The 23,487-nt window shown below is 39.0% G+C and carries 17 protein-coding genes and 2 pseudogenes; 16 read left to right on the top strand and 3 right to left on the bottom strand.

The features are described from left to right. Positions 1-89: 89 nt before the first annotated feature. On the top strand, positions 90-1,046 hold the full coding sequence (locus ACFX4X_RS09810; protein ID WP_284471026.1) for a DMT family transporter: 957 nt from the start codon (positions 90-92) through the stop codon (positions 1,044-1,046). After that, on the top strand, positions 1,047-1,931 hold the full coding sequence (locus ACFX4X_RS09805; RefSeq protein ID WP_377383126.1) for a DMT family transporter: 885 nt from the start codon (positions 1,047-1,049) through the stop codon (positions 1,929-1,931). Positions 1,932-2,238: 307 nt separating this feature from the next. Here the strand turns inward: ACFX4X_RS09805 and ACFX4X_RS09800 are convergent, their stop codons facing one another. From ACFX4X_RS09800 to ACFX4X_RS09790, 3 genes are all read right to left on the bottom strand, one after another. Next, positions 2,239-2,796 carry an MFS transporter gene (locus ACFX4X_RS09800; protein ID WP_377383124.1) on the bottom strand — a complete coding sequence of 186 codons (558 nt, stop codon included), beginning with the start codon at positions 2,794-2,796 and terminating at the stop codon, positions 2,239-2,241. Continuing rightward, entirely contained in the window at positions 2,793-4,223 is a 1,431-nt protein-coding gene (locus ACFX4X_RS09795) for an FAD-binding protein (RefSeq protein ID WP_377383123.1), read from the bottom strand. The genes ACFX4X_RS09800 and ACFX4X_RS09795 overlap by 4 nt, the downstream gene beginning before the upstream one ends. Before the next feature lie 124 nt (positions 4,224-4,347). Further along, a complete protein-coding gene (locus tag ACFX4X_RS09790; RefSeq protein WP_377383121.1) occupies positions 4,348-4,674 on the bottom strand; it encodes a TetR/AcrR family transcriptional regulator in 327 nt (108 codons plus the stop codon). A 477-nt stretch (positions 4,675-5,151) separates the two neighbouring features. Between ACFX4X_RS09790 and ACFX4X_RS09785 the strand changes: the two are divergent. The 14 genes and pseudogenes from ACFX4X_RS09785 to ACFX4X_RS09720 all read left to right on the top strand — a co-directional run bounded on the left by ACFX4X_RS09785 (position 5,152) and on the right by ACFX4X_RS09720 (position 23,339). After that, positions 5,152-6,258 (top strand): annotated as a pseudogene (locus ACFX4X_RS09785) (MFS transporter). Between the two features lie 272 nt (positions 6,259-6,530). Further along, complete coding sequence (locus tag ACFX4X_RS09780) at positions 6,531-8,024, top strand: helix-turn-helix domain-containing protein (protein ID WP_377383119.1); 1,494 nt, start codon at positions 6,531-6,533, stop codon at positions 8,022-8,024. Positions 8,025-8,204: 180 nt separating this feature from the next. Continuing rightward, positions 8,205-9,881, top strand: coding sequence for a urocanate hydratase (hutU, locus tag ACFX4X_RS09775; protein WP_125162074.1), 1,677 nt, complete (start codon positions 8,205-8,207; stop codon positions 9,879-9,881). Further along, complete coding sequence (hutI, locus tag ACFX4X_RS09770) at positions 9,878-11,176, top strand: imidazolonepropionase (protein WP_377383117.1); 1,299 nt, start codon at positions 9,878-9,880, stop codon at positions 11,174-11,176. Before hutU ends, hutI begins: the two co-directional genes overlap by 4 nt. A gap of 253 nt (positions 11,177-11,429) precedes the next feature. Then, complete coding sequence (locus ACFX4X_RS09765; protein ID WP_377383115.1) at positions 11,430-12,752, top strand: MFS transporter; 1,323 nt, start codon at positions 11,430-11,432, stop codon at positions 12,750-12,752. Between the two features lie 59 nt (positions 12,753-12,811). After that, positions 12,812-13,461 (top strand): annotated as a pseudogene (locus ACFX4X_RS09760) (amidohydrolase family protein); the annotation flags it as partial. A gap of 324 nt (positions 13,462-13,785) precedes the next feature. Further along, positions 13,786-15,171, top strand: a complete 1,386-nt coding sequence (locus tag ACFX4X_RS09755; protein ID WP_284471017.1) for an MFS transporter — start codon at positions 13,786-13,788, stop codon at positions 15,169-15,171. A 95-nt stretch (positions 15,172-15,266) separates the two neighbouring features. Next, positions 15,267-16,826, top strand: coding sequence for a histidine ammonia-lyase (gene hutH / locus ACFX4X_RS09750; protein WP_377383113.1), 1,560 nt, complete (start codon positions 15,267-15,269; stop codon positions 16,824-16,826). Between the two features lie 172 nt (positions 16,827-16,998). Beyond that, positions 16,999-18,123: an N-methyl-L-tryptophan oxidase gene (solA, locus tag ACFX4X_RS09745; RefSeq protein WP_377383112.1), complete on the top strand. Its 1,125-nt coding sequence runs from the start codon at positions 16,999-17,001 to the stop codon at positions 18,121-18,123. A gap of 553 nt (positions 18,124-18,676) precedes the next feature. After that, on the top strand, positions 18,677-19,438 hold the full coding sequence (locus ACFX4X_RS09740) for a LamB/YcsF family protein (protein WP_284471014.1): 762 nt from the start codon (positions 18,677-18,679) through the stop codon (positions 19,436-19,438). A 120-nt stretch (positions 19,439-19,558) separates the two neighbouring features. Beyond that, a complete protein-coding gene (locus ACFX4X_RS09735) occupies positions 19,559-20,698 on the top strand; it encodes an NRAMP family divalent metal transporter (RefSeq protein WP_089363149.1) in 1,140 nt (379 codons plus the stop codon). 76 nt (positions 20,699-20,774) lie between these two features. Next, complete coding sequence (locus ACFX4X_RS09730) at positions 20,775-21,566, top strand: putative hydro-lyase (RefSeq protein WP_284471013.1); 792 nt, start codon at positions 20,775-20,777, stop codon at positions 21,564-21,566. Positions 21,567-21,579: 13 nt separating this feature from the next. Then, on the top strand, positions 21,580-22,347 hold the full coding sequence (gene pxpB, locus ACFX4X_RS09725) for a 5-oxoprolinase subunit PxpB (RefSeq protein ID WP_377383111.1): 768 nt from the start codon (positions 21,580-21,582) through the stop codon (positions 22,345-22,347). Then, positions 22,344-23,339: a 5-oxoprolinase subunit C family protein gene (locus ACFX4X_RS09720; protein ID WP_377383109.1), complete on the top strand. Its 996-nt coding sequence runs from the start codon at positions 22,344-22,346 to the stop codon at positions 23,337-23,339. The genes pxpB and ACFX4X_RS09720 overlap by 4 nt, the downstream gene beginning before the upstream one ends. Positions 23,340-23,487: the final 148 nt, after the last annotated feature.

Below are 23,487 nucleotides of genomic sequence, written 5' to 3'. Positions count from 1 at the left end.
AGATGCTTCTTATTTGTATTGTATCGTAGTGAAGCTTTTAATACGATATTAACAACCGGCCGGGTGTTGAAAAGGAGGAATTACTTAATATGCCAGAACAAAAAAAAGCCTATTTTGCGGCGATACTATATGCTTTTATTATTGGATTTTCATTTATTTTCACAAAGATATCATTAATGGAAGCGAGTCCGCTAGATATATTGGCACATAGATTTACGATGGCTTTTTTGATCGCGATAATTTATAAGCTGTATAGGAGGACATCAGTGAAAATGAGTGCAAAGGATACTTTGAAAATTCTTCCGTTGGTGCTCCTTTATCCAATTTCATTCTTTACCTTTCAAGTGTTTGGTCTCGTATATACCTCATCTTCAGAGGCGGGTATTATCCAAGCGACCATACCAATTTTCACGTTATTATCAGCTTCATTATTTTTGAAAGAATATGCGGGTAAAAGTCAAAAATTTTTCCTTTATGTATCTGTGATGGGGGTTATCTTTATCTTTGTCATGAATGACTTGCAACTTGAGGCTCATAGTTTGAAAGGAACGATCCTGATCTTATTATCCTCAATTGCTGCCGCTCTCTATAATGTGGTAGCAAGGACGTTAACAAAGCAATATTCACTATTTACATTAACTTATGTGATGACGTTCTTTGGTTTTGTTGCTTTTAATAGTATGGCCATCATCAACCATATAAATAATCAATCAATTAGTAGCTTTTTTTTACCCTTAACAAGTAGTTCATTTCTTATTTCAATCGTATATCTTGGTGCATTATCGTCACTGCTTACTGGTTTTTTATCAAACTATGCATTATCTATATTACCTGCCTCTAAAATGAGCGTTTTTAGTAATTTAGCGACATTGATTACGATCATAGCTGGGGTAATTTTCTTACATGAAACCATTCACTATTATCACGTTGTAGGTGCAATGATTATTCTTGTTGGTGTAATCGGCACGAACTATTTTGGTGGAAATCGGTCAAAGCATATTAGTAAAACTATTGCCGAGCCATTGATGAAAAGGGAGGTAAAGTGAATGAATAAATATGTGTTGTTACTCTTGATTAGTGGTATATGGGGATCTCAATTCTTCTTTATTGCATTAGTTATAGATGATGTTGGGGTTATTACTTTGTCAGCCATCAAAGCATATATCGGTGGTATCTGTTTACTCTTCATTGGTTTTTTCTTATCAAAAGAAGAGCGCAGAGTAAATAGGAGTTATTATAAATGGTATATAATCATTGCGGTTTTCGAGGTTGTACTGCCATTCGCGTTTATTGCACAAGGGCAGAAAACGGTGCCTAGCAGTATCGCAGCGATGCTGATTGGAATGGTTCCTGTCTTTACCATCCTCTTTTTAATAGCATTTTTCAAAAGAAAAAGCACAAGGGGGGAGATTACAAGTATCCTATTCGGATTTGCAGGTATTGCTTTCCTATCATGGCCAACACAAGGATTCCAAGACTTTTTTAACAGTATTCAGGGTAGTATCCTATTGATATTGGCTGCCATGAGTTTTGGATTATCATTGATTATCATGGAGAAATTAAACGAGGGGTCTTCCGTTATCCATATGAGAAATGTATTACTGATTGCCAGTGCATTTCTAATCCCCATGTCCCTTTTGTTTGAGCAATCTTTCAAATTGGATATAGAACGATCCCAATCAATCTACTTAGCGATTTTAGGCATATTCCATGCGGGTGTTGTTTATGCATTATTTAATAGGCTGATTCGGCAAGAAGGCGCTTTATTTACTTCATTTAGTAATTATATAGTGCCTGTCATCGGAATGATTTTAGGCTTTTACTTTTTACATGAAGCGTTGTCTATTCATCAATTGATTGGAATGGGTATAATTATGATGTCATTAGTTTTTTTAGACAAAAAATTAATGACAAAGTTGATAAGAAAGTAGTTTTTTATATGCTCTGGTCCATAGCTTTGTACAAATAAACGCAGTACTTTTAGAATTCGTAAAAATGGCGATGCGAAAGTGGTTAAAGGGAAGCAGGTTTAATTTATCTTTGTAAGATGGAATGATTGATAGAGATAGCAAAAGAACTACAAACCTTTTTATGATAACTAGATTCTATATCGACGCTATTAAGTATTTCAATTATTGTAGAAGAAGCATCTACTGAGGTTTAAGCAGATGCTTCTTTTTACTAAAAAAGGGTAACTGATTTATTATCGTAACCAGCAATAAATGCTTATATTTTTATTTATTCTGCATTAGATAGTGAAGCTTTTTTCTCCCTCTTCATTATAATAAATCCACTCCAGGCAAACATTAAGGATGCAAGATAAAAGATGCTTCCAATCGTTAAAAAGTCGACTAAATATCCGGTTGCAATCACGGCAGCTGCAGCACCAATGGATGTCCAAACATGGTAGTTTCCAATTTCCTTACCCGCAGTTGTTTTCTTAACATACCTTGCAAGTACCGTTTTTTCAGTATTTTTTTGAACAGCCCCAAGAACCCCCATAATAATCTGCAGGAGATAGACATGCCAAATTTCATATGCGAGAGGAAAGGCAAGAAGGATAAGTGCCATCCCCCATGAATAGATAAGGAGAAATGCTTTGTCACCGGCTTTATCAGTTAATTTTCCGATTAGAGGGTAACTAAGTGCAGCAGTCAGTGAGAATATGCCATATGCCCATCCGAATTGCGAATAGCTGGTACCTACATTTTTGATTAGCAAAATATAAAAAGGGAAGATCATGCTGGCAGCCATTCCAACAGTGCCTTGGTAAAAAACGAAACGTTTATAATTCATGGATGGTACTCCTCATAGAAAAGATTCATGAAGCGGTTATCAGGATCATATTTCTTTTTTAATTGAAAGAATTCCTCAGTACGCGGATAGGCTTCAAATAATTGTGTCTTGGTTGGATACCCATAATAGGGCAAATAGTAGCTGCCATTATGGTCAAGCGTCACATTGATCATGTCGCGGATGACCCTTCCCGTATTTTCCTTACTTTCGTTATCTGTCCCTTGATTGATGAGCATTACAAGTGCGAACATATCATCTTTGGCATAGGACATGAGTGATTCATCATTATGTTCCACATAACGAATTGTAATATTTAATAAATTAAAATCTTTTTCATCTAATAAAGTTTTTCTTAGGTCATCGATATAATCAGCAAATTGATCAATCGGAATGAAGTATTCTTGCAGCACTTCAGTTTTGGAGGGATTGCTGTAATCCATAAAGGCAGAGTCCGACCGCATCACATTGTTCCTGGAAACCAAGTTACCATCAATATTGGCCGTGTAAGTCTCCTGAGTTTCCCAAAACCTTTTTTTACCCCAGTCATTATAACGCGATAGACCAAGAAAGAATTTAGGCACGGCAACGATCGTTTCCCGTTTGAGAGTATTGTAGTTTGATAGCTGTGCTTGGTCATTTGCCCTATAATAATCCGTTACATACATTTCGTCCAAATAGGAGCCAGGAGCAACAGATATTCTTGCCAGATGCATTTTGACATCATCGTTTTGAAGAACATCTCTTTTAAAATACGATGTATATTCATCATAATGGAGTGATTTAGTTTTAATTTTATAAAGTTCGTCATCGGTAAGTTGGAGTGTCACATCAAGTATCACTCCAAACAAACCGTATCCGCCAATAACCGAAGAGAAGAGCTCCGGATTTTCATCGCGGCTCACCGTCAGGATTTGTCCTTTCGCGTTAAGCAATCTAAAAGATTCCACGGTTTCTATCAAGGCATGATGACGGATATCGCGGCCATGGACATTAACGCTCAAAGAACCGCCTATGGTAAAAATGTTTTGGGATTGACTGACCTTCAGTGCAAGTCCATATGGGTTGATATATCCCTGTAGATCAGCCCAGGTTGCTCCGCTTTGGACCGTGATGCGTTTTTCTTTTACATCCAAATCAAGGATCTTATCATATTGCTTCATATCAAGCAGGATTCCTTTTGGATATAGTGTCTGTCCCCCTTGGCTATGCTGCATACCGGCAATGGAAATGGGATCATCATTTTTTGCAGCTTCCAAAACGACCTTTTTGATTGCTTCTTCACTATCTTCTGCCTTTATCGCTTTCATTTTAACTGGCATCAACCGGCTGATATCTTCTGCAATGGGGTGGTCAAGCTTGAAATGAAAGGCCTGCAGGGAAAAACCAAATAATATTGCATATAGGATGATAAAGAAAAATCGTTTCATATAACTGGCTTTCGACTCCTCGTTAAAACTGTATGACACTCAAGTGAAATAATAAAAACGTATGAACTTTATAGAATAATGGAGTTACCACACCGTTCAGTGAGATTGCTGGGATTAATATTCATTAACAGTCAGCTGTTTTATCTAATGCGGACCAGTAAATCACTTTCATTTTCTTCTTCCAGAAAACCACATCAATTTCCGTATCGTCCGGGAAAGAATGGAAGACTTCGCAATAGTATTCATGGACTTCTGTGAACCCTACTAAAAAAATATCCGATTTTGCTGAAAAGTGTTGGTAAAATGACCCTTTTGACGTGCCGCTTTTTTTCACGATTTCGTCAACTGTAACTTTATCATAACCTTTTTCGCTAAATAGCTTTAAGGATATTTTTTGAATTTTTTCACGAGTCTTTTCTGCCGTATGCTGTTTCTTTCTTGGTTCAATCATGGAAAAACCACTGAGGGATAATTGACATAATATTCCTATGTAGTTTAATATCAGACTACAGTCTAGTTAGAGAGCGGATGGTCTATTTAATCTATCGTAAATTATGAATAATCACAACGCTTTCTTCATTTCATTTGGTATATTCTGAAAGCGCTTTCTAACGTTCCGAATCATGTATGAGGGGATGTTAATCCAGTGAAATCAGGAGGTTTTTCTAAAAAAATGGGTGAAAAGGGTGATTAAATTTTCCTAAAGATCTCTATCCAATCAGTAACTTTCATGAACGAAGGGTTATTTTATCCTGTGGATATGGACTCGTTTTAATAATATTGTTGGGTTCAATGAATGTAAATGGAGGGGAGGTGGTATTGAATTTGGTGGTATCGGGATTGAACCAGAGAGTCGGGGAGCAAGGAAAAGTCCGCTATAATCGTATGTTTTTTGGGAAAAGGTAGCTTGAATAGGGAGGAAATAATCATGAATCATTTCAGTGGTGAAATAGAGAAAAGAACGATCAATAAAACGATGAGACGCATTCTTCCATTTATCTTGATCCTTTATAGCATTGCTTACTTGGACAGGGTCAATTTAGGCTATGCTGCTTTACAAATGAACGCAGAATTAGCCTTATCCGCTGAGGTTTTTGGATTGCTTTCCGGTATTTTCTTTATTGGCTATTTCTTCTTTGAAGTTCCAAGCAACATGATCATGCATAAAGTGGGAGCTCGGATATGGATTGCCCGTATAATGATTTCATGGGGACTTGTGGTCATATTAACAGGTTTTGCGCAAACAACGATGCATTTATACATTCTCCGTTTTTTATTAGGTGTCGCCGAAGCTGGATTTTTCCCTGGTATAATTTTGTATTTAACTTATTAGTTCAGGGCCCGCGAAAGAGGACGGGCAACAGCGGCCCTGCTTTTAGCCTTACCGATTGGCGGATTGATTGGTGCACCTGTGTCGACATGGATTCTTGACAATATTTCCTGGTTCGGTATGGCAGGGTGGAGATGGATGTTCATCCTTGAAGGCATTCCGGCCATTATTATTGGAATTGTTGTTGTTTTCTATTTAACTAATAGACCTACTAACGCTAAATGGTTATCTAAGGAAGAAAGCGATTGGTTAGAAGGGGAGTTAAGTGCTGAAAGAAAAGTAAGCTCGAAAATAAATAAAGTCACTAAGCTTGATATGCTGAAGGATTCGAAAATCTGGAAGTTGGCACTTTTTTATTTCGCTGGGTACACATCTATCTATGGATTGTCATTCTGGATGCCAACCATCATAAAATCTTTATCGGAAAATGCAACAACCAATTTAGAAATAGGCTGGTTAGCGATGATTCCTTCGTTAGTCGGTATACCTGCGGTTATATTTGTTGGCTGGAATTCTGATCGGACGAATGCACATAAACCACACTTGCTCGTTTGTCTCCTGATAGCAGTTACCGGATTTATCGGGTGCGGCTTTTCAGATGGTGTCTTTATGATGGTGCTGATGTTAACGATTACATCATTCGGGTTATACGGTTTCAGTGGATGTTTCTTTGCCTATATGACATTTTTCTTCACTGAAAACTAAGAAACATCATTGGAAACCACAAGTTTCTATGGTGTTTTTTTAATATTTTCATATTGTTATACCGCTAATAACGTGTTAGAAATGGCACTTTCCATGGATATAAAGTACCGTTTGAGCACGTCAAAATTAACCTAATCGCAGGTTCTGCTTAATATGACTTGTTTGAAGTATTCGGCGGGATTAGAATGGAGATTAGATACAAGTTACTTTGTAAAGACCTGGGATTCCTTTTCTTTCAAAGGCTGACTTCATATTTATTAGATGAAAGGAATATGAGGTGGAAATGGGGGGATGATGTGGAAATTCATTTGGTGGCAAAAGATGAGATTGAGGCTCAAGGAATTCGTTGGATAGTCGAGTCGCACCTAACGGGAGTTAGACTGATCTTATGGAGAACGATTGAAGAATTTGAAAAGGGCATTCGTAATCAGCAACCGGAATTCGTTATTTTGGATATGGATATTTGGACGGATGAAAGTGAGGCGATGGGTGTTTCGTTAAAGCGGAGGGGAATTCGATGGTTAGGCATTTCATCTGAGCGAATCTTTCAAACAGCTTATCGGGCCTTGCGTTTTCGTGCGGAAGATGTCCTATTCCGTCCTTTTTCTTCAGCGGATTTGGTAAAGCATATCCAACAATTGCGTTTTCAATTGAGAAATGATCAAGGTCTTTTCTCGACAAACGCCATGGATGGTGAGAAAACACTTGATATTGGTTATCCTGATTTCTTCTTGACAGACCGGAAGCATGAAAGTCGAATAACCATGGTGGCATTTTTGACACCTGATAACAAGACCCTTCCTTTAGTTTATGATGAACTGCAACGATATTCTTTTACTGGGAAGAATCAAATCTTCGCTTTATCGGATTTTATTTTATGCGTCCAGGAAACAAAGGAAACTGATGTATATAAGGAAGAATACCAAGCGTTCCTGGCTCACTGGAAAGAAAGAATGGATGAGCCTCTTGCCATCATAATAAAAGCGGCAAATCCTGATGAATCTTTAAAAAGGATGTACCAGCAAACACGTGAATTTACAAGACAAATCTTTTTCGATGGATATGATATCATTTTAGCCGAAAGTCAACAAACTTCGCCACAGGAGATGGATCCATTCCTCACTCCCCTTGAACAAAGACTTTGGATAGAAATGCTCGAAAGACGGGATGCAAAAGCCATCAGGAACTGGATCGAACGTGAATTCCTTACTTTTCAACAACCATACCCTGACCCGGAAATCGTTCGTATTCGCCTTACAAGCGTACTTGCGCAGATCCGTAGGCATATGAAATCATATAATTTGCAAAATGCTTCTCTAGAAGCAATATACTATGACGTATTTCAGCAAATCGTCCATAAACCAGTCATTCATCAAATAGTAAAAGAGCTGCATGCGTTCACCACCCATTTACTTCTGCAGGATCATGGGCAATTACAGGAAGGAGCTCGTACACTTAGCGAAAAAGCAAGAGAGCTGATCGAGTCCAACTATTGGGACGCCCAGTGGAATCTAGCGACCTGTGCAGATACTCTGCGTGTCAATAAAAGCACACTCAGCCGTCGTTTTGCGGCTGAATCCGGCGAGTCTTTTCGCAATACGCTGCATCAAGTTCGAATTAGGGAAGCTAAACGCTTATTAAAGGAAACGGATTTATCATTGGAGGAAATCGCACAATTAGCCGGTTATTCACATCAAACCTATTTCAATGCCAAATTCAAACTGCTTGAAGCTTGTACACCATCAGCTTATCGGTCTGGATTATAAAAAAGGACGATTCAGTTATATTGAATCGTCCTTTTTTAAATTATTAATACTATTCGTAAAAAAGTAAAGTTAACTACAAAACTTTGATTTATTTTATAAAATAATCATTAAATTATAATAAATTATTCTGAATTTTTCATATAGAATGAAAATATAACAAAAACCAAGGGGGAAATAAAAATGAACACGATTACAAACAAGGTTATCCGCTATACAGGTACTGATTTGCATACGAAAGGATGGCAACAAGAGGCAGTGCTTAGAATGCTGATGAATAATCTGGATCCTGAAGTCGCAGAACGTCCAGAAGATTTGGTGGTATATGGAGGGATTGGGAAAGCAGCTCGTAACTGGGAATGCTTTGATGCAATCGTCAAATCACTAAAAGAGCTTGAAGAAGATGAAACTTTATTGGTCCAATCAGGGAAACCAGTGGCCATTTTTAAAACGCATACGGATGCACCACGTGTCCTGCTTGCAAATTCAAATATCGTCCCGGCGTATGCGAACTGGGAAACATTCCATGAACTTGATAAAAAGGGATTGATGATGTATGGGCAAATGACAGCTGGTAGCTGGATTTATATTGGTTCGCAAGGAATCGTTCAGGGTACTTACGAGACATTTGCCGAGCTTGCTAAACAACATTTCAATAACTCGTTAAAAGGCACAATTACTCTAACTGCAGGTTTAGGCGGAATGGGAGGGGCACAGCCGCTAGCAGTTACGATGAACGGTGGTGTCTGTATCGGGATCGATGTTGATGAGACAAGAATTGACAGGAGGATTGAGACCCGTTACACCGATGTGAAAACGGATTCTTTGGATGAAGCCATTCGTTTAGCTAAAGAAGCAAAACTTGCTGGAAAAGCTTTATCTATCGGTTTGATTGGGAATGCGTCCGATCTTCTTCCTGAAATGATCGCAAGGAACTTTATTCCGGATGTCCTGACTGATCAAACTTCCGCCCATGATCCGCTAAATGGATATACACCTTCAGGTTTGTCTATGGAGGAAGCTGCAGAATTACGGAATGCGAATCCGGAAGAGTATATTAAACTCTCTAAAGCTTCAATGGCCAAACATGTAAGAGCGATGCTTGAAATGATGGAAAAAGGAGCCGTGACGTTTGATTATGGCAACAATATCCGTCAAGTTGCGAAAGATGAAGGGGTAGAGAATGCTTTTGACTTCCCGGGCTTCGTTCCAGCTTATATCCGTCCACAATTTTGTGAAGGTAAAGGTCCATTCCGCTGGGTGGCTTTATCTGGTGATCCAGAAGACATTTATAAAACAGACCAAGCGATTTTACGCGAATTCGCTGATAATGAACATTTATGTAACTGGATCAGAATGGCTCAAGAAAAAATCCAGTTCCAAGGCCTGCCGTCCCGCATATGCTGGCTTGGTTATGGGGAGCGCGCCCGTTTTGGTAAAATCCTAAATGATATGGTTGCAAGCGGTGAATTGAAGGCCCCGATAGTAATTGGGCGTGACCATTTGGATTCAGGCTCTGTTGCTTCGCCGAATCGTGAAACGGAAGCCATGAAGGATGGTTCGGATGTAGTGGCTGACTGGCCGATCTTAAATGCAATGGTGAATGCAGTGGGCGGTGCAACCTGGGTTTCCGTACATCATGGCGGCGGCGTAGGAATGGGTTACTCCATGCATGCAGGCGTTGTAATTGTGGCAGACGGAACCAAAGAAGCAGGAGCAAGGATTGAGAGAGTGTTGACAACGGACCCTGGGATGGGCGTAGTGCGTCATGTTGATGCAGGGTATGAACTGGCAGAGGAAACAGCTCGTGAAAGAGGAATTAATATCCCAATGCTTGATAAAGGAATTGATAAACAATGACAAAACCAATTTGGATAAAACATGCCACTCAACTTGCTACCCTTACCTCTGATAGGAAAGGTCCTCGTTCCAAAGAGGCAATGTCGGAGCTGGGGTTGATCGAAGATGGAAGCATATGGATGGAATTTGGTTTGATCCAAGCGATCGGTACGACCAAAGAATTGGAAGAACTCTATGCAGATAGAATGCATGAAGCTGAAGTTTTCGATGCTTCTGGCCATTTAGTGACGCCAGGGCTAGTTGATCCCCATACGCATGTTGTATATGGCGGGAGTCGTGAGCGTGAATTTGAAATGCGTCTTGAAGGTGCAACATATATGGACATAATGAACGGGGGCGGGGGCATTCATGCAACCACCCGCATGACCCGGGAAGCAAGTGAAGAAGAGTTGATGGAACAAACCACAAGGCGTCTTGATTCGTTTCTTGCTCATGGCGTGACTACAGTAGAAGGTAAAAGCGGTTACGGAATGAATTTGGAAACTGAATTAAAGCAATTGCGGGTGATGAAGAAGTTACAGGAGGAGCATCCGATTGACCTTGTTCCTACTTTTATGGGAGCCCATGCAGTTCCAAAGGATTATAAAGGCCGTGAGGATGAATTTGTTGATCATTTGATAAATGATATGCTTCCAATTGTCTCTGAAGAGAAGCTTGCTGAATTCAATGATGTATTTTGTGAAAAGGGGGTTTTTACCCCTGAACAATCAGAGCGTATTTTAAAGGCAGGAAAAAAGTACGGTTTGATCCCTAAAATTCATGCCGATGAAATTGAGCCATACGGTGGAGCAGAACTGGCTGCCGAAATAGGAGCGATTTCAGCTGAACATTTATTAAAGGCTTCCGAAGAGGGGATTCAAGCCATGGCTAAGTCAGGAACCATTGCCTGCTTGCTTCCAGCCACAGCTTTGTATTTAAGAGAAGATGCGGCTCCAGGACGCCGAATGGTTGATGAAGGTGTAGCAGTTGCCATTTCGACCGATTGCAATCCTGGATCCTCGCCGACGACTTCCATGCCTCTTGTCATGAACCTGGCATGCATCTCGATGCGGCTTACCCCTGCTGAAGCACTAACGGCCGCAACATACAATGCTGCTTGTGCAATCAACAGACAAGAAAAGGTAGGTTCGCTTGAAGTCGGAAAACAAGCGGATGTCGTTTTATGGAATGTAGAAAACTATCAGGAATTGCAATATTTATTTGGTGTCAATCACGTTAAGTCCGTATGGAAAAAGGGTGTGCAAGTTGTGAATGATAGAGTGAAGACTGAATCCAAAAGTCTGACTGGTTTATAAAATTCACTAAAAGAAGAGAGCTATACCTATCGCCCATCATTTGGTTGACCGTATCTCTCATGAAACAACCATTTGATGGACTTCAATCAGTGTATCAGGAGCCTCTTTATATCCGCTGAAATTATGGCGGATGTAAAAAGGCTTTTATACCTTACAACAAGAGAAAAAACTAGATAAAGGGCAGGATTACTGTTTTTATATTTAAAATCAGTAAGTATTGCTGCTCTCTAATAAACATCAAGGCGGGGATTACATGTTGAGAAATAACTATCGTTATTTTATCATTTTTATGATTATTCTTATTACAATCATTAATTATATTGATAGAGGTGCACTTTCATATGCCCAAGCTGAAATCATCAAGGAGTTCAATTTAGATCCAGTAAGTTGGGGAGCAATACTAGGTTACTTTGGATATGGTTATATATTCGGTGCGCTATTTGGAGGAGCATTGGCAGATAAAAAAGGCCCGAAATTCATGTGGATCATTGCTGGAACCACATGGTCTTTTTTTGAAATCGGGACAATATTCGCAGGTCACATAGGTGCAGCATTTTTTGGAGGGTCTGCATTAGCAGGATTTGCTGTATTTCGTGTATTATTTGGGTTTGCTGAAGGACCTACCTTATCAACGATGAACCGAACGATGGCAAACTGGGTATCCCCTAAGGAAAAAGGGTTTGCTGTAGCACTTGGATTAGTTGGAACGCCAATTGGAGCATTAATTACTGCACCCATCGTAGTAGGTCTTCTAACATTCACTAACTGGAAAGTAACATTTGTTATTCTCGGTATATTAGGCTTTATTTGGGTAGCAATTTGGAACAAAGTATTTACAAACTTACCTGAAGATCATCCAAGAGTTTCGAAAACCGAACTAGAAGAAATTCGAAGAGCAGATATTTTAATTAAAGGTGAGACGAAATTAGACGAACAAATAAATGTGCCATGGTACCATTTTTTTAAAAACCCTACGTTAGTATTTAATGCCATTGGATATTTTGCCTTTTTATATGTAAATATTTTATTACTTACATGGACTCCAAAATATCTGCAAGATGAATTTAATTATTCACTTTCTTCTCTTTCATATATTGGTATGATTCCCTGGGTAGGAGCTATTATCACTGGACTATTAGGTGGTAAAATCTCGGATATATTACGTAGAAAAACAGGGAATTTACGTATTGCCAGATCTTGGTTCACAGTAGCATCCTTATTTTGTACAGCTGTTTGTTTTATGTTGATCCCAACTGTCGAGAGTGCTGCCGCAGTACTTGCATTAATGTGTATAGGCAATGCCTTTAATTATTTACCAAATTCCATCTATTGGATTGTGGTTCTGGATACAGAACCAAATAAAGCAGGAACTTTTGGGGGAGTAACTCATTTTATTGCGAATCTAGCGACTATTATTGCCCCAACCCTAACAGGAAGTCTTGTCGCCATATATGGATATAATGCCATGTTTATCGCTGCTTCAATAGCCGTAACGATTGGCATGATAGCCATGGTTTTCGTGAAACCAGGCAAACAAGGTAACTCATCTGAAGCTACCAATAATCTGGTTAGCTAAGATAAGTAATCATGTGTGTATTAATTACAGAATATGTTTAAAATTTATTTCATTTCACTTTAAAAAGAATAGAGAAGTTACAGGAAGAGCATCCGATTGATCTAGTTCCTACTATTATGAGAGCCCATGCGGTTCCCAAGGATTATAAGGGCCTGAGGATGAATTTGTCGATTATCTGATTAATAATATGCTTCCAATCTTCACAAGAAAAGCTTGCTGAATTCAATGATGGCTTTTGTGAAAAGGGAGTCTTTACCCCTGAACAATCAGAGGGTATTTTAAAGGCCGGGAAAAAGTACGGATTGATCCTAAAATTCATGCTGATGAAATAGAACCAAACGAGGGCGCGGAACTAGCTGCCAAAATAGGGGCTATTTCTGCTGAGCATTTATAGGCTTCCGAAGAGGGATTCAAGTCATGGCTAAGTCAGGAACCATTGCCTGCTTGCTTCCAGCCACAGCTTTGAATTTAAGAGAAGATGCGGCCCAAGGACGTTGAATGGTTGAGGAAGGTGTAGCTGTTGCCATTTAGACCGATTGCAATCCCGGATCCTCGCCGCCGACTTTTCTAAGCCTCTTGTCATGAACCTGGCATGAATCGCGATGCGTTTTACCCCTGCTGAAGCACTTACGGCGGTAACATACAATACTGCTTGTGCAATCAACAGCAAGAAAAGGTAGGTTCGCTTGAAGTCGGAAATCCAGCGGATGGAATGGGCTATAGAAGTATTTGTCAACATGTAATAGTGCTGAATCGTAGGATGGTGGATTATCATCCTACCCATTGTCAGCGTTAAACACTTTACCGCTTTACAGTGAAGATTAAGTAAAGGTGTTTTAAGGGAATCGTGGATGAAAAACTACCTGTAAGTAAATTTTAACTTGCATGCAGGTGTACATTCTTTATTTGATAGGGTCGGCAAAATATCATTATTTTATGTGAACTAAAAACTTCAGGGGTGCTACCTGATAATTGCAGTAAAGGTATTTTTTGGATTTATATATCTGAAAAATCAAAAAATGGAGGAGATTCTTTGAACGAACAAAAATTCACAATTGACGATGCCCCATTTAATAAGTTTCATTTTCGAATTGCAGGACTTACATTCGGTTCAAGTTTCTGTGATGGCTATTCTCTAGGGATCATTGCGATGGCCCTGACAGTATTCGGGCCTCAAATGAATATGAATTCAATGTGGACAGGGCTGATCGGCAGTTCTGCTTTAATAGGTCTGTTTGCGGGATCTTTAGCCCTTGGAAGACTTTCAGATCGTGTAGGCAGACAGAAAATCTTTCTCGTAAACTTTTTACTTATCACGATAGCTACTATTTTACAATTTTTTGTTAGTAGTCCAGAACAGCTTTTTATTTTACGGTTACTAATTGGTTTTGGACTTGGAGGAGATTACGCTGTCGGTACGACTTTACTCGCCGAATTTTCACCAAAAAAGTATCGCTCTTCGCTCCTCGCGTCTATTAACGTAGTATGGACGCTTGGATATGTAGCATCAAACTTTGTTGGTCATTACCTGGGACAGGTTGGTTCAGACTCATGGCGTTGGATGCTTGTTAGTGCTGCTGTTCCGGCTATTGTGGTTTTAGTCTTAAGAATAGGGACGCCTGAATCACCAAGATGGCTTGTCAGCATGGGGCGTGTCGAAGAAGCTCGCCAGATTGTAAAAAAGCACCTTGGATCGAACGTTGAAATGGGCGAAACGACTACTGGTGCTGAAAATCAAAAGACTCTAGGATTTCGTGGACTTTTCGGTAAAAAGCTTCGTAAGCGTCTGGCTTTTGGTGGAATATTCAAATTAACTCTTGTTATTCCGTACTTTGCAATCTACACTTTCCTACCGTCTATACTAAGTACAATGGGTTTTGAACAAAACTTTTTTGCCGATACAATGTTAAATCTATTCTTGCTTGTTGGGGCAATTTTTGGCCTTTGGTTGCTTGCAAAATTTACTCGTAGAGGATTTACCATCGGGGCTTTTACAATCCTTACTGTTTCATTGTTTTCACTCAGCTTCTTACACAATGGTTCTCAATTCTTAATGTTGACAGCCTTCTTGATCTTTACTTTTTTCATGTCAGCAGCATCGAATCTTACATTAGTATACCCAGCAGAGCTTTTTCCAACGGAGATTCGAGGTTCTGGAATAGGTATGGTTACTGCAATTAGTCGAATCGGTTCTGCAATTGGAACATTTCTGCTGCCTGTTTCCTTAAGTTCATTCGGATTAGGTACCTCAATGGCAGGAATGGCAGTCATTCTGCTAATCGGCTTGATCGTGTCGATCGCTTGGGCACCTGAAACGAAGAATCTTTCCTTACATGAAGCAAGTGACCCATTGCTAGAAGCGGGAAACTCTCCGAAGGGAATCGATAATCCCTTTACAGAAAATAAGAAAATAACATAAGATTATTTTCTAGTAAATTATTGAGTAGAAACGTTTCTTTCGTCTCCTTGTTTAATCTTGAAGTATATTTTCCGAAAGGTGAGGAGTGTTGAATCATGACAACTATAAATTGTATACACCCTAAAGAGATTAAAGAGATTGTACTTGGGGATGGTGCTATCTCAATCCATGAAGTGATTGCGGTTGCCAGATATGGGGCTAAAGTTTCCTTTACACATACATATTGTGATAGGGTGGATAAATCCCGTAGCCTAATAGACAAGTTTTTAGATGAAAATAGATTGATATATGGTGTAACAACAGGATTTGGCAGTAATATGACAGAGGTAATTTCTTCTGAAGATGCAGAAACTCTTCAACGAAATATTATTCGTTCACATGCGGTGTCTGTTGGTCCTCCTTTAGAAAGAGAAGTAGTGAGAGCCATTCAATTGATGATTCTTGTGAATTTAGGCCAAGGTTATTCAGGAGTCAGTTTAAAAGTATTAAAACTAATTGCTTCACTATTAAATCACGATATTGTTCCGTTTGTTCCAGGGGATGGGTCAGTGGGATATCTTTCTCCTGAAGCTCACATGGCCTTAGTATTGATTGGAGAGGGTAAGGCATGGTATAAAGATGAGCTCATCCCTGGAATAGAAGCGTTAGAGCATGCTGGATTAGCACCTATTACGTTGGGTGCTAAAGAAGGATTGGCACTTATAAGTGGAACTACTTCCGTCACAGCGATGGCTGTGTTAGCCTTATACAATAGCATACAAGCAGCGAAAACTGCCGACATTACAGGAGCTATGTCATTAGAAGTGCTAAAAGGGACAATTAAAGCATTTGATCCTCGTTCCCACACGGTAAAGAAACATGAGGAACAGGCCAAGACAGCCAGAAATGTAACAAGAATTCTTGAGGGCAGCCAAATCATCGATACATACAAGGAACACAGATTACAAGATGCGCTTAGCATACGATGTATTCCCCAAGTTCATGGTGCTGTAAAGAGAGTATTGAAGGACGCTGCAGTAACTATAGAGAATGAGATGCACTCTGCAAGTGACAATCCAATTATATTTCCGGAAGAGGAAGATGGAATTGCACTCATGGGTGGAAATTTTGATGGTTCCTACGTAGGAATCTACGCGGATACAATGTGTATTGCCTTAGCGAACTTAGCGAAAATTACGGAAAGAAGAATTGATCGCCTAGTAAACCATCACCTTAGTGAACTTCCTAATTTCTTAGTAGTTAATCCAGGGTTAAATAGCGGCTACATGATTCCACAATATACAGCTGCGGGACTATTGAATGAAATTAGAGTTCTTTCACATCCTGCAACCGTAGATAATGTTCCAACATGCGCTAACCAAGAAGACCTGATAAGTTTTGCCTATTATGCTTCGAAGAAAGCATATCAGATTTCAAAGAAACTTGAATATATTTTAGCCATTGAACTTATGACGGCCACGCAAGCAATGGATTTTCATCACCCATTGAAACCGTCACCGATTACTGAGAGTGTGTACCATTTAATACGCGACCAGGTCCCGATGGTAAAGGAAGATCGATTTTTTTATCCTGATATTGAAACGATTTATGGGCAAATTCATGAAGGAGAGATAGTCAAACTAGTCGAAATGGCGATTGGTGAAATTGAGTTCTAAAACTATAGTGGAAGCTGTTTTACTCTGACCAATCTCAGTAAAGCGGCTTCCTTTTTCATTAAGTTAGGAATTTATTTATTTTCAGCACGCTTATAGCTGAAAGCACAGTTTTATCACAACCTATACTTTCGAAAATATCCAATCATCAAAATTGGGAGGAGGAAAGAAAAGAATGCATTATGATGTAATTGTAATTGGAGCTGGATCTATGGGAATGTCGGCAGGGTATTTTCTATCTAAAAATGGACAAAAGGTATTATTATTAGACTCTTTTGTTCCTCCTCATAATAAAGGCAGTCATCATGGAGAAACAAGAATTATTAGACATGCCTATGGAGAAGGTGAAGAATATGTTTCTTTGGCACTTAAATCACAAAAACTATGGAATGACTTAGAAAAACTTACGGGAAAACAGTTATTTCTTCCAACAGGTGTAATGAATGCTGGCAGTCAAAAATCCACATTTATTAATCAAGTAATCACGAGTTCAGAAAAATTTAATTTACCTTTAGAAATCCTGGATTCAAATCAAATCCATAAAAGATGGCCAGGTATTTCACTGCCAGAAGATTATATTGGTTGCTTTGAATCGACTTCGGGTGTGTTAAAAAGTGAAGAGTGTATTCGAGCGTATCAACAACTTGCGGAGTCACATGGTGCTAACATCATTGTGAATAGCCAAGTAAGGAAGTTATTTGTTCATAGAAATGGGGTCACGATTAAAACTGATGAACAGACATTCTACGCAGAGGCTTTAGTTGTTGCGGCAGGAGCATGGTCACCAAAACTTTTAGCAATGTTAGACTTAAATGTTCCTCTAGCCCCAATCAGAAAAACATTTGCATGGTTTGAAGCAAATGAATTATATAATTACAAAAATTTCCCGGCCTTCACTTTTGATACGTCTGTAGGTACATACTATGGCTTTCCAAGTATAAATGACAGTGGTTTAAAAGTAGGAAGACATGATGGAGGAAATTACATTAATCCCGATGATTCTATAGCACGGTTTGGTGTATTGGATGAAGATGAGGGGGATTTGGTACAGTTTCTACAACAATTTATGCCTACCGGTCAAAAAATAAAACATGGAAAAAGTTGCATCTATACAATGACACCAGATGAGAACTTTATAGTGGATACACATCCTAATTATCCACACATTGCTATTGCAGCAGGTTTCTCAGGGCACGGGTTTAAATTCAGTAGTGTTATTGGAGAGATTTTAAGTGATCTTATTATTTCAGGTAAGAGTGAGAATGATATCTCAGTATTTTCTATAAATCGATTTAAATAAAAGGCTCTTTTTGTAAAGATTGTTGTTTTTAAAATGAAACTATTTAAGGTTGATTGGAGCGGAAGTGCGAGACTCCTGCGGGAGCAGCGGGACAGGTGAGACCCCACAGGCGTTTACGCCGAGGAGGCTCACCGCCCGCCCCGCGGAAAGCGAGCATCTGGAGGGGAAATCAACCACAACTCACTACCTGGTAAATAGCAACATAGTATGTGAAAACAGCCAAATAAAATAAGTCCTTTCCGTTTCACATCGAATGTAATTATATACACTTCCCTTTAAACTTGTAATCAAGACCGTTGCTTCCTTATTATAGGAAACAATGGTTTTTTTATTATTACTTAATATTCTACCATTTAGATTTTGAATCTAACTATATGTTAGGTTATCTAACAAAGTATTGTCGAAATAAAAAAAAAATGATAGAATAAGAATATTCCGAAATATGAAACGGTAATTCCGAATTTCGGAATTTGTTGAAAGCGAAATACTTATTTTTTTCTACATATTTATAAGTTTTATTGTTCGAAATTTCTGTAAATAGGAGGAGTGTACAATGAATACAGTTGATTTGAATTCTGATTTAGGTGAGAGCTTTGGCACATATCGAATTGGAAATGATGCAGAGATTTTGGATTTTGTAACATCTGTCAATGTAGCGTGTGGATTTCATGCTGGCGATCCTACCGTTATGAGAAAAACGGTTCAACTTGCTTTAGAGAAAGATGTAAAAATTGGTGCCCACCCAGGATTACAAGATTTAATTGGTTTTGGCCGACGCAATATTAATATTTCTCCACAGGAAGCTTATGATATTGTTGTCTATCAAATAGGTGCATTAAATGGCTTCTTGCAATCTGAAGGCGGGAATATGCAACATGTTAAACCACACGGTGCTTTGTACAATATGGCGGCAAAGAGTAAAGAGTTGTCCCTTGCCATTGCAGAGGCTGTATACAAGATTAATCCTGAGCTCATTTTATTTGGCCTGTCGGGAAGTGAATTAATACGTGCTGGACAGACCATTGGTTTACAAACGGCTAGTGAAGTGTTTGCGGATCGGACATATCAACAAGATGGTTCATTGACTTCTCGAATGGAAGCGCATGCAATGATAGAAAATGATGATGATGCTGTTGTACAGGTAGTTCGAATGGTTAAAGAAGGAAAGGTTCTGTCACAGCAAGGCACTGATGTGACTTTAAAGGCAGATACCATTTGTATTCATGGGGATGGAACACATGCTTTAACCTTTGCTCGTCATGTAAAAAAATCCTTAGAAATATCTGAAATTACAGTTAAGTCTATTTCTAAATAAAAATTACAAACACCTAGGAGGCAGATTCCATTGGAGCCAATTAAAAATATACCTGACGAGAAAAAAGATCATTCTAAGCCAAAAACTAACCGGACATTATTACTAGGTGCAGCATTTCTTATGGCAACATCAGCCATAGGGCCGGGTTTTTTAATGCAGACAACTGTTTATACCCAAAGTCTTGCAGCGAGTTTTGGGTTTGTAATTTTAATTTCAGTAATTCTTGATATTTTTGCACAAACAAATGTATGGCGCATTATTGCTGTATCTGAAAAACGGGGACAAGAGATTGCAAACATGGTTCTTCCAGGCCTTGGTTATGTTCTAGCGGCACTCATTGTTATGGGAGGGCTCGCATTTAATATAGGGAACATCGCAGGTGCTGGACTTGGTCTGAATGCGATGACAGGAATATCCCCTACAACTGGAGCAGCAATTAGTGCAGTTATTGCAATATTAATTTTTGTTGTAAAAGAAGCGGGTAAAGCGATGGACCGCTTTACACAAATTGCCGGCTTTTTTATGATCTGTTTGATGATATATGTTGCATGGACAACTGCTCCTCCAGTTGGAGAAGCAGTAGTAAAGACATTCGCCCCTGATAAGATTGACATTATCGCAATTGTTACTTTGGTTGGGGGGTCTGTAGGTGGCTATATTACATTTGCTGGTGGACATCGTCTATTGGATGCAGGCGTAAAAGGTGTAGGAGCACTGCCAGAAGTCACAAAGAGTTCAGTAATGGGGATTTTAATAACCACAGTTATGCGGATTGCTTTATTTTTAGCAGTTCTAGGCGTTGTATCTAAAGGCTTGCAAATTGATTCAGGAAACCCTGCGGCATCCGTTTTTCAACTTGCTGCTGGAAATGTTGGTTATAAAATCTTTGGTATTGTTATGTGGGCTGCAGCAATCACATCAGTAGTTGGCGCTGCATATACTTCTGTGTCGTTTATCAGAACATTCAGTGAAAAAATAAATAAAAGGGCTAATTGGATTATAATTGGCTTTATAGTCGTCTCAACACTTTGCTTTATGTTAATTGGCAAACCGGTTAAAGTGCTGCTTGTAGTAGGGGCAATCAATGGTCTGATTTTACCAATTGCACTTGGTACACTTTTAATTGCGGCATATAAGAAGAATATTGTGGGGGACTATAAACATCCTTTATGGTTAACGATTTCTGGTGTGTTCGTGGTAATTGTTATGGCGTTAATGGGCGGATATACTTTGATTAATCAACTGCCATCACTATTTTAATAACTAAAAGATTCAATCTGATTCATACGACTAGCAGTTTGTGAAAAACTGCTAGTTACTTATAGGAGATGTTAATATGATTAATCTTTCGCAAGCAACTCCGGCTGAATTGCGCGCAATGATCCGCAACAATGAATGGATTAAACCAACTGCTGGAATGGCAAACGGTTATGCACAAGCAAACCTTGCAATTTTAAAAAAAGAACATGCTTTTGATTTTTTATTATTTTGTCAGCGTAATCCTAAGTCTTGTCCACTTCTAGACGTAACGGAGATTGGTTCTCCTATTCCTAAATTTGCTGCCCAGTCTGCTGATATACGTACAGATATTCCAAAATATCGGGTGTATAAAGATGGTGAATTAGCGGAAGAAGTAACGGATATTTCAGACTATTGGGAAGATGATATGGTTGGATTTTTAATTGGGTGCAGCTTTACATTCGAACACGCCCTTTTGAATAATGATATATCGATTCGTCACATTGAAGAGGGATGTAACGTACCAATGTATAAAACGAATATATCATGTATTGAAGCAGGGATATTTCACGGGAAAATGGTAGCGAGCATGCGTCCGATTCCACAAAAAGATGTCGTGCGAGCGGCTCAAGTTACATCGCGTTTTCCTGCTGTTCATGGTGGTCCAATCCACATTGGAGATCCGGAGGCGATTGGCGTTTCTAACATACAGCAACCTGATTTTGGTGATGCAGTAACGATTCGTGAAGGAGAAGTGCCAGTCTTCTGGGCTTGTGGTGTAACGCCTCAATCTATCGCAATGGAAACCAAACCGTCGATTATGATTACGCATGCACCAGGACATATGTTTATAACGGATATTCGTGATGAAAAATTAGGCGTTTTATAATAGACAGAAAGAGATGAGTTCTATGCCGGAAAAGCTTTTGAATAAAACTACATGCGTACTGTCTCCCTTAGGCGATTCCGCAATCGTGATTACATTTGGGAATGAAATGAAATACGACATCCACAAAAAAATTAAACTGTTTATGGATTTGCTTGAAGATGAACCTTTTGCTGGATTTATAGAATGTGTGCCGGCTTTTACTAATTTGACGGTTTTTTACGACCCTCTAGTTATCTATAAGAATCAAAAACAAAGCAATGAAACTGAAACCATTTCTTCCTATGAAGTGGTACGTTCGATCTTGGAAACGAAATTAGAGGATTTAAAAGAAGATAAAAAGCTCTCACATCGAACGGTGTCCATTCCCGTGTGCTATGGGAATGAATATGGCCCGGATTTGGAATATGTAGCCCGTTATAATAATTTAACTACTGATGAAGTCGTCCATATTCATTCAAACGGCGAGTATTTGGCCTATATGATTGGATTTGCTCCAGGTTTTCCGTTTCTCGGTGGACTATCAGAAAAAGTTGCAACGCCTAGACGATCTTCTCCTAGAATGACCATACCAACAGGAGCAGTTGGAATTGCAGGTATGCAAACGGGTGTATATCCAATATCTACGCCTGGAGGGTGGCAATTAATTGGACAAACGCCAACCAAACTATTTTTACCAAATGTAAATCCTCCAAGCCTATTACAAGCAGGAGACATTGTGAAATTCCATCCAATTTCTAATCAAGAGTATAATGAAATTATTCTTAAGGAGGGGTTACAGTGAGCCTGCGTGTAATCAAACCGGGATTGTTAACTAGTATTCAGGATCTTGGAAGAAAAGGATTTCAGCAACATGGAGTGATTGTAAGCGGGGCAATGGATGCATATTCCCTACGAATTGCCAATATGTTAGTTGGCAATAAAGAAGGTGAAGCGGCCCTGGAAATTACGTTAATGGGTCCGACTCTTAAAATAGAAAAAAATTGCTTGATCGCGATAACAGGTGGAAATTTATCACCTACTATTGACAGTCAGGCTGTTCCAATGTGGAAGCCTGTTTATGTAAAAAAAGGCACGATTCTTCGATTCGCGGGATGTAAATCAGGTTGTAGGACTTATTTGTCTGTAGCGGGAGGATACGCTATTTCTACAGTTATGAATAGTAAAAGTACGTATCTAAGAGGGGAAATTGGCGGCTATAAGGGAAGAGCATTAAAAGTAGATGATGTTGTGGATTTTAATGAAACTTCTACGATTCTAGATAACCGGGAGTTTAAGGAAGCGTTTACCGCTCCAAAGTGGTTTGTCAATGAAAAGGAGTTTATGCCAAGTCGCATGCCAGTTATTCGTTTCATAGATGGAAGCCAGTACGATTATTTTACGGACTCTAGTAAAGTTAGTTTTGCAGAGAATTTGTTTAAAGTTTCAAACCAATCTGATCGTATGGGCTATAGAATATCAGGCCCTTTGTTGGAGTTACAAGAAAAACGTGAGCTTTTATCTGAAGCAGTAACTAACGGGTCTGTTCAAGTTCCTCCTGATGGAAACCCTATCATTCTTCTTGCAGATAGCCAAACAACGGGAGGGTATCCTAAGATAGCTCAAGTGATAACTGCAGATTTACCATTAATTGCTCAGGTCAAACCAGGGGAAGCTATTCAATTTTCGCGAGTATCCTTAAAAGAAGCTGAGCAGCTTTTCCTTCAAAAAGAACAACAATTAAATGAATTAAAGGTTTCAATTTCATTAGCTCTAAAAAAACAGCATATTATATAGTTATTTCACATCAAGAAGTAGCAAAAAGGAAGAGAGTGCTCTTATTAAAAGGGCACTTTCTTTTTTTTGTTTATTCTCCGAAAACAGCCTAACTTCAAGAAAAAATTCTATCAGTATTTCCTCCTATATAATATAAATTACGAAAAAC

It is taken from the genome of Peribacillus sp. YIM B13481, from assembly GCF_042787985.1.
GTDB classification, from domain to species: Bacteria; Bacillota; Bacilli; order Bacillales; family DSM-1321; genus Peribacillus; species Peribacillus simplex_A.
Note: the sequence above shows the minus strand (reverse complement) of the source record. Positions and strands in the feature narration are given on the sequence as shown.

Bases quoted from the DNA above. Each gene is read 5' to 3' on its own strand.
- ACFX4X_RS09810 (WP_284471026.1), top strand. From the start codon at position 90: ATGCCAGAACAAAAAAAAGCCTATTTTGCGGCGATACTATATGCTTTT.
- ACFX4X_RS09805 (WP_377383126.1), top strand. From the start codon at position 1,047: ATGAATAAATATGTGTTGTTACTCTTGATTAGTGGTATATGGGGATCT.
- ACFX4X_RS09800 (WP_377383124.1), bottom strand. From the start codon at position 2,796: ATGAATTATAAACGTTTCGTTTTTTACCAAGGCACTGTTGGAATGGCT.
- ACFX4X_RS09795 (WP_377383123.1), bottom strand. From the start codon at position 4,223: ATGAAACGATTTTTCTTTATCATCCTATATGCAATATTATTTGGTTTT.
- ACFX4X_RS09790 (WP_377383121.1), bottom strand. From the start codon at position 4,674: ATGATTGAACCAAGAAAGAAACAGCATACGGCAGAAAAGACTCGTGAA.
- ACFX4X_RS09780 (WP_377383119.1), top strand. From the start codon at position 6,531: ATGAGGTGGAAATGGGGGGATGATGTGGAAATTCATTTGGTGGCAAAA.
- hutU (WP_125162074.1), top strand. From the start codon at position 8,205: ATGAACACGATTACAAACAAGGTTATCCGCTATACAGGTACTGATTTG.
- hutI (WP_377383117.1), top strand. From the start codon at position 9,878: ATGACAAAACCAATTTGGATAAAACATGCCACTCAACTTGCTACCCTT.
- ACFX4X_RS09765 (WP_377383115.1), top strand. From the start codon at position 11,430: ATGTTGAGAAATAACTATCGTTATTTTATCATTTTTATGATTATTCTT.
- hutH (WP_377383113.1), top strand. From the start codon at position 15,267: ATGACAACTATAAATTGTATACACCCTAAAGAGATTAAAGAGATTGTA.
- solA (WP_377383112.1), top strand. From the start codon at position 16,999: ATGCATTATGATGTAATTGTAATTGGAGCTGGATCTATGGGAATGTCG.
- ACFX4X_RS09740 (WP_284471014.1), top strand. From the start codon at position 18,677: ATGAATACAGTTGATTTGAATTCTGATTTAGGTGAGAGCTTTGGCACA.
- ACFX4X_RS09735 (WP_089363149.1), top strand. From the start codon at position 19,559: ATGGCAACATCAGCCATAGGGCCGGGTTTTTTAATGCAGACAACTGTT.
- ACFX4X_RS09730 (WP_284471013.1), top strand. From the start codon at position 20,775: ATGATTAATCTTTCGCAAGCAACTCCGGCTGAATTGCGCGCAATGATC.
- pxpB (WP_377383111.1), top strand. From the start codon at position 21,580: ATGAGTTCTATGCCGGAAAAGCTTTTGAATAAAACTACATGCGTACTG.